The following is a 7,308-nucleotide window of genomic DNA, read 5'->3' on the forward strand; positions in this document are numbered from 1 at the left end:
GCCCCCGCGCCGCGCGCGCCGGCCGGCTCCCCGGGGAGCGCGTCCGGGAACGCCTCCGGGAGCGCGTCGGCCGGGGCTCCCGGGGGCGCTCCGGCGGGCACGCCGGCGGGCGGTTCGGCGGGGGTGCCGTCCGGACCGTCCGGGCACTGACCGGGGCTCGGCCCTGCCGGAGGCCGGTCTGCGGTACGGTAACGTCTCCCTCCAGGCGATGCGGTAGCACGCCGGTTCGAGAAAAAACCGGGACGCCGTCCCGGGACGGTCGGTCCGATCCTCCGGCCGTCTCCGTCGGTGTAAGGGGATCAATGACCGATCTGGGTCGGGGCTACGGCCCCCAGGGCTCCGAGCCGTGGCATCCCGGTGACCCCGGGTACGGCGGTCAGCAGCCGGTCCCCGGCCAGCAGGACGGCCAGTGGCAGCAGCAGCCGCAGCAGTTCCAGCAGGGTCAGCAGCAGTACGACGGCGGCCAGCAGGGCTACCCGCAGCAGGGCGGCCAGACCTTCGGCGGCCAGCAGGGCTACCAGCAGCAGAGCTACCCGGGCGGGTTCCCCCAGGGTCAGCAGGTCCAGCAGCCGCAGCAGCCGCAGCAGTACGGCGGGCAGCAGCCGCAGCAGTTCCAGCAGGGCCAGCAGCAGTACGGCGGCGGCCAGCAGGGCTACCCGCAGCAGGGCGGCCAGACCTTCGGCGGCCAGCAGCAGGGCGGCCAGAGCTTCGGCGGTCAGCAGGGCTTCCAGCAGCAGGGCGGCCAGGGCTTCCCCGGCCAGCAGCAGAACTTCCAGGCCTTCCAGGGCCAGCAGCAGCCGCAGCAGGGGATGCCCCAGCAGGGCATGGGCCCGCAGGGTGCGGGGGCGCAGCCCGGCCCGCAGCAGGTACAGCAGCAGGCGCAGCAGCAGGCCCCGCAGCCGGGCGGGCGGGCCGCGCGGCGGCAGCAGCAGGCCGGGAACGCGGCCGGGCCGGGCCCGGACGGCATCGACTGGGAGGCGGAGGCCGCCGCCCTGGAGGCCGGTGCGAATCCGGCCGAGGCGGAGCCCGAGCCGGCCGAGGACGAGTGGGACGGCCAGCAGGACGACTACGCCGCGGACGGCGAGGACGAGCAGGGCGGCTTCCTCGGCGACGAGGACAACTCCCGCGAGGGCAAGAAGAAGCGCAAGGAGAAGGGCAAGAAGGCCGGCCGCCGCAACGGCGGTGCCTGCCTGCTGGTCGCCCTCGTCCTGCTCGGCGGCGCCGCCGGCGGCGGCTGGTGGGGCTACGGTTTCTACCAGGACCACTTCGGCCCGCCGCCGGACTACGTCGGCGCGGGCACCGGCACCGTTCAGGTGCAGATCAAGCAGGGCTCCAGCGGCGGCCAGATGGGCCTGACGCTGAAGGAGGCCGGCGTGGTGAAGAGCGTCGAGGCCTTCACCCAGGCGTTCGACAAGAACCCGAAGTCCACCACGATCCAGTGGGGCACCTACAGCATGCCCAAGGAGATGTCCGCCGAGGCGGCGGTGCAGAACCTGGTGGACGCCAACGGCGGCAACAAGCTGATCGTGCAGGAGGGCCTGACCGCCGCCGCGACCTTCGCCAAGATCGACGACAAGCTGCAGCTGGCCAAGGGCACCACGGCGGGCGTCGCCAAGGCGCAGGTCGCCAGCCTCGGCCTGCCCGCGTACGCCAACGGCAACATCGAGGGCTTCCTCTGGCCGGCCCGTTACTCGATCGCCGACGGCATGAAGCCCGAGGACCTGCTCAAGGACATGGTCAAGAACGCCACCGAGCGCTACGCGGGTCTGGACGGGGAGGCGGGGAAGATCGGCCTCAAGAACGGCTACGAGGTGGTCATCGAGGCGAGCATCCTGCAGGCCGAGGGCAACAACCGGGCGGACTTCGCGAAGATGGCCAGGACCATCCAGAACCGTCTCGCCGACGACGGCATCGTCAAGCACCGGCTCGGTATGGACACCACGCTGCAGTACTCGCTCGGCCGCAAGAACCTGGACAAGAAGGACATCGACGACGGGTCGAACAAGTACAACACCTACATCAACCAGGGCCTGCCGCCGGGGCCGATCTCCAACCCGGGCGAGGACGCCCTCAAGGCGGTGCTGAACCCCGCGGAAGGCAAGTGGCTGTACTTCATCGCGATGTCCCCGACCGAGACCCGCTTCGCGGAGACGGACAAGGAGCACGCGGCCAACGTCGAGGAGTACTGCAAGGCGGCCGGCCAGGCCTACGACAAGGCGCGCGGCCACTGCACCACCGCCAAGTAGCCCTCGCGGGCGAGTCGTTCACGGAGAACCAGCGTTGACCAGCAAGCACCGGGCCGCCGTCCTCGGCTCGCCGATCGCCCACTCGCTCTCGCCGGACCTGCACCGGGCCGCCTTCGCGGCGCTCGGGCTGGACGGCTGGCGCTACGACCGGTTCGAGGTGGACGAGGCCGCGCTGCCCGGCTTCCTCGCCGGGGTGGACGAGGCGGAGTGGGCGGGCCTGTCGCTGACCATGCCGCTGAAGCGGGCGGTCATCCCGCTGCTCGACGAGGTGAGCCCGACCGCGCGCTCGGTCGAGGCGGTGAACACCGTGGTGTTCACCGCCGACGGGCGGCGCACCGGGGACAACACCGACATCCCCGGCCTGGTCAACGCGCTGCGCGAGCGCGGCATCACCGGGGTGCCGGGTGCGGCGGTGCTCGGTGCCGGGGCCACCGCCTCCTCGGCGCTGGCGGCGCTGGCCCAGATCTGCACCGGCGAGGTGACGGTCTACGTGCGCAGCCCCGAGCGGGCGCGCGAGATGGCCGAGCTGGGCGAGCGGCTGGGCGTCGCCGTCCGGACCGCGGACTGGGAGCGCGGTGCCGAGGCGCTGGCCCAGCCGCTCACCGTCTCGACCACCCCGGCGGGGGCGACGGACGCCTTCGCGGCCGGGCTGCCGGCCGTGCCCGGCGCGCTGTTCGACGTGCTGTACCACCCGTGGCCGACGGCACTGGCCGCGGCCTGCGCGGAGCGCGGCGCGACCGTGCTGGGCGGGCTGGACCTGCTGGTGCACCAGGCGGTGCTGCAGAGCGAGCTGTTCACCGGCCGGACGCCGGGCCCGCTGGCCGCCGTCCGGGCGGCGGGCGAGGCGGCGCTCGCGGCGCGCTGACGCGCGTGGACGGAGCGGCGTGCCGCGTCATGGAGGCACGTCGTGCCGTGCAGGCTGGTCATGCCGCAGCGCCTTTCCGTGCCGTAGTGGCGTGTCGTGCCGCCGCGGCGTGCCGCGTCACAGTGGCGCGTCCTGCCGGTCGGCGCTGACCTGCGGAACCGTTGCCCGGCCGGACACCCGGCCGGCCGCGTCCGCCCGTCGGCCGGTCGCTGTCCGTCACCCGGACTGTGCCCCCGGGTGCGCCCGGGGCATGAAAGGATTCAGGGACAAGGCACGTCCGGGCCGGTCGCGGCTGCACCCGTGGCCGGTCCGCTGATGAAGGAGCTCCGTTGGGTACGTTGCGCTGGCTGACGGCGGGGGAGTCGCACGGCCCCGCACTCGTCGCGACGCTGGAGGGCCTGCCCGCCGGTGTACCGGTCACCACCGCCGTGGTGGCCGACGCGCTGGCGCGCCGCCGGCTCGGCTACGGTCGCGGCGCACGGATGAAGTTCGAGCAGGACGAGGTCACCTTCCTCGGCGGGGTCCGGCACGGCGAGACCATGGGCAGCCCGGTGGCGGTCATGGTCGGCAACACCGAGTGGCCGAAGTGGGAGCAGGTCATGTCGGCCGACCCGGTCGACCCGGAGGTGCTGGCCGGCCTCGCCCGCAACGAGGCGCTGACCCGCCCGCGCCCCGGCCACGCCGACCTGGCCGGCATGCAGAAGTACTCGATCGAGGAGGCCCGCCCGATCCTGGAGCGCGCCAGCGCCCGCGAGACGGCCGCCCGGGTCGCGCTCGGCGCCGTCGCCCGCGCGTACCTCAAGGAGACCTGCGGGATCGAGATCGTCAGCCACGTGGTCGAGCTGGCCGCGGCCAAGGCCCCGGCCGGCGTGCTGCCGCTGCCGTCCGACGAGGCCCGGCTGGACGCCGACCCGGTGCGCTGCCTGGACGCCGACGCGTCCAAGGCGATGGTCGCCGAGATCGACCAGGCCCACAAGGACGGCGACACGCTCGGCGGCGTGGTCGAGGTGCTCGCCTACAACGTGCCGGTGGGCCTCGGCTCGCACGTGCACTGGGACCGCCGGCTGGACGCCCGGCTGGCCGCCGCGCTGATGGGCATCCAGGCGATCAAGGGCGTCGAGGTCGGCGACGGCTTCGAGCTGGCCCGCGTCCCCGGCTCCAAGGCGCACGACGAGATCGTGCCGACCGCCGAGGGCGTCAAGCGCACCTCCGGCCGCTCCGGCGGCACCGAGGGCGGCCTCTCCACCGGCGAGCTGCTGCGCGTGCGCGCCGCGATGAAGCCGATCGCGACCGTCCCGCGCGCCCTGCAGACCCTGGACGTGCGCACCGGCGAGCCCGCCAAGGCGCACCACCAGCGCTCCGACGTCTGCGCCGTGCCGGCCGCGGGCATCGTCGCCGAGGCGATGGTCGCCCTGGTCCTGGCCGACGCGGTGAACGAGAAGTTCGGCGGCGACCACGTCTCCGAGACCCGCCGCAACGTCCAGGGCTACCTGGACAACCTGATCGTCCGATGACCAGCCCCCTGGTGGTGCTGGTCGGCCCGCCCGGCAGTGGCAAGTCCACCGTCGGGCGGGTGCTCGCCGAGCGCCTGGGCGTCGGGTTCCGGGACACCGACGCGGACATCGAGCAGCTGGCCGGCAAGCCGATCCCGGAGATCTTCATCGACGAGGGCGAGCCGCACTTCCGCGAGCTGGAGACGGCCGCCGTGCGCACCGCCGCCGGGACCCACGGCGGCGTGCTCGCGCTCGGCGGCGGCGCGGTGATGGCCGACGCCACCCGGGAGCTGCTGCACGAGCTGCCGGTGGTGTTCCTGGAGGTCCCGCTCGCCGACGCGGTCAAGCGGGTCGGCCTGGACGCACCCCGCCCGCTGCTGGCCGTCAACCCCCGGGCCCGTTGGCGCGAGCTGATGGAGGCCCGCCGCCCCCTCTACCTGGAGGTGGCGACCGCCGTCGTCGACACCGCAGGCCGCACGCCCGAGCAGGTCGCGGACGCCGTACTGGAAGCACTGGAGCTGAAAACCCCCCATGACTGACATCGTCAGGATTCACGTCGGCGGCAGTGCCGGCCACGACCCGTACGACGTGCTGGTCGGGCACCAGCTGCTCGGCGAGCTGGCGCCGCTGATCGGCACCCGGGCCAAGCGGGTCGCGCTCATCCACCCCGAGGCGCTGGCCGCCACCGCCGACGCGATCCGCGAGGACCTGCTCGGCGAGGGCTACGAGGCGATCGTCCTCCAGGTGCCCAACGCCGAGGACGCGAAGAGCGCCGAGGTCGCCGCGTACTGCTGGTCGGTGCTCGGCCAGACCGGCTTCACCCGCAGCGACGTCGTCGTCGGCCTGGGCGGCGGCGCCACCACCGACCTGGCCGGCTTCGTCGCCGCCACCTGGCTGCGCGGGGTCCGCTGGATCTCGATGCCCACCACGCTGCTCGGCATGGTCGACGCGGCGGTCGGCGGCAAGACCGGCATCAACATCGCCGAGGGCAAGAACATGGTCGGCGCCTTCCACCCGCCGGTGGGCGTGCTGGCCGACCTCGACACGCTGGAGACCGTCCCGAAGCACGACTACGTCTCCGGCCTCGCCGAGGTCATCAAGTGCGGCTTCATCGCCGACCCGGTCATCCTCGACCTGATCGAGGCCGACCCGGAGGGCGCCAAGACCCCCGCGGGGCCGCACACCGTCGAGCTGATCCGCCGGGCCATCCAGGTCAAGGCCGACGTGGTCTCCGGGGACCTCAAGGAGTCCGGCCGCCGCGAGATCCTCAACTACGGCCACACCCTCGGCCACGCCATCGAGCGCAACGAGCGGTACAAGTGGCGGCACGGCGCCGCGATCTCCATCGGCATGGTCTTCGCCGCCGAGCTCGGCCGGCTGGCCGGCCGGCTGGACGACGAGACGGCCGACCGGCACCGCAGCGTGCTGGCCTCGGTCGGCCTGCCGCTGACCTACCGCGCGGACGCCTGGCCGAAGCTGCTGGACGCCATGAAGATCGACAAGAAGTCGCGCGGCGACCTGATCCGCTTCATCGTCCTGGACGGCCTGGCCAAGACCTCGGTGCTGGAGGGTCCCGACCCGTCGCTGCTGGTCGCCGCCTACGCGGAGGTCTCCTCGTGACCCGGGTGATGGTGCTCAACGGCCCCAACCTCGGCCGGCTCGGCAGCCGCGAGCCGGACGTCTACGGCGCCACCTCGTACGCGGGGCTGGTCGAGCGCTGCACCGTGCTCGGCAAGGAGTTCGGCTTCGAGGTCGAGGTACACGAGACCAACTCCGAGCAGCAGATGGTGGAGTGGCTGCACGAGGCGGCCGACGGCCGGGTGCCCGTGGTGATCAACCCGGGCGCCTTCACCCACTACTCGTACGCGATGCGCGACGCCGCGGCCCAGCGGACCGCGCCGCTGATCGAGGTGCACATCTCCAACCCGTACGCCCGGGAGGCCTTCCGGCACACCTCGGTGATCGCCGCGGTCGCCTCCGGCACGATCGCCGGGTTCGGCCTCGGCTCGTACGAGCTGGCCCTGCGCGCACTCGCGGAGCAGCTCACCACCCGCTGAGGGGCGGCTGACCTCGTCAGAGGCCCGGCGGCGGACTGTGCCCGCCGCCGGGCCGACGTGTAGTGTCCCCGCTGAAAGAAGTCGGGAGGTGACCGTGACGCAGTACGCCGGGGGTGGACAGGTCCCCCCACGTCCCGTCGCTCCGCCGGCCCCGCCGTACCCCGGCACCGCGACCGCGGGACCGGCTCCGCAGGCCCCGTCCCCGGCCGGACCACCACCGACCCCGTCCCCGGCCGGACCGCCGCCGGGCCCGCACCCGGTGCCGGCACCGGCCCCGCACGCGGCGACGCAGCCCGTGCCGCAGGTGACCGGGCGGCCGCCGTACGGCTCCCCGCCCGGGCCCGCGCCCGTACCGCCCGCGCCAGCCCCGGCTCCCGCCCCCGCACCTCCTGCGCCCGCGCCCGCCCCTGCCCCCGCGGCGCCCGCATCCGTGCCCTCCGGTGCCACCGGGCACTTCCTGCTGCCCTCCGGGACCCCCGTCCAGCTCCCGGCCCACCCGCCGCAGCAGCACGCGCCGGCCGGGCCGCTCGCCGTGCTGCTGATCGGCCCGGCCGGCGCCGGCAAGACTGAACTGATCGGCCCCATCAACGCCGAGCTGCAGGCACGCCAGCAGCAGGCCGCCCAGGTCCGGACCGAGCTGCTCGGGC

Annotated in this window: 6 protein-coding genes and 1 pseudogene; all 7 read left to right on the forward strand. The window is 74.1% G+C overall.

Annotated elements, in window-relative coordinates:
- Nucleotides 1–302: 302 nt before the first annotated feature.
- Nucleotides 303–2,246 (forward strand): endolytic transglycosylase MltG, encoded by a 1,944-nt coding sequence (gene mltG / locus ABZ885_RS32120; protein ID WP_360196445.1) that lies wholly within the window; start codon nt 303–305, stop codon nt 2,244–2,246.
- A gap of 34 nt (nt 2,247–2,280) precedes the next feature.
- A complete protein-coding gene (locus ABZ885_RS32125) occupies nt 2,281–3,111 on the forward strand; it encodes a shikimate dehydrogenase (RefSeq protein ID WP_360196448.1) in 831 nt (276 codons plus the stop codon).
- A 329-nt stretch (nt 3,112–3,440) separates the two neighbouring features.
- Nucleotides 3,441–4,625, forward strand: a complete 1,185-nt coding sequence (gene aroC, locus ABZ885_RS32130; RefSeq protein ID WP_360196451.1) for a chorismate synthase — start codon at nt 3,441–3,443, stop codon at nt 4,623–4,625.
- Nucleotides 4,622–5,143, forward strand: coding sequence for a shikimate kinase (locus ABZ885_RS32135; RefSeq protein WP_360196454.1), 522 nt, complete (start codon nt 4,622–4,624; stop codon nt 5,141–5,143). Before aroC ends, ABZ885_RS32135 begins: the two co-directional genes overlap by 4 nt.
- Nucleotides 5,136–6,224 (forward strand): 3-dehydroquinate synthase, encoded by a 1,089-nt coding sequence (aroB, locus tag ABZ885_RS32140; RefSeq protein ID WP_360196457.1) that lies wholly within the window; start codon nt 5,136–5,138, stop codon nt 6,222–6,224. Before ABZ885_RS32135 ends, aroB begins: the two co-directional genes overlap by 8 nt.
- 8 nt (nt 6,225–6,232) lie before the next feature.
- Nucleotides 6,233–6,661: a type II 3-dehydroquinate dehydratase gene (gene aroQ / locus ABZ885_RS32145; protein ID WP_360196460.1), complete on the forward strand. Its 429-nt coding sequence runs from the start codon at nt 6,233–6,235 to the stop codon at nt 6,659–6,661.
- 430 nt (nt 6,662–7,091) lie between these two features.
- Nucleotides 7,092–7,308, forward strand: a pseudogene (locus ABZ885_RS32150) (hypothetical protein); the annotation flags it as partial.

The organism is Kitasatospora sp. NPDC047058 (assembly GCF_040643935.1).
Taxonomy (GTDB): domain Bacteria; phylum Actinomycetota; class Actinomycetes; order Streptomycetales; family Streptomycetaceae; genus Kitasatospora.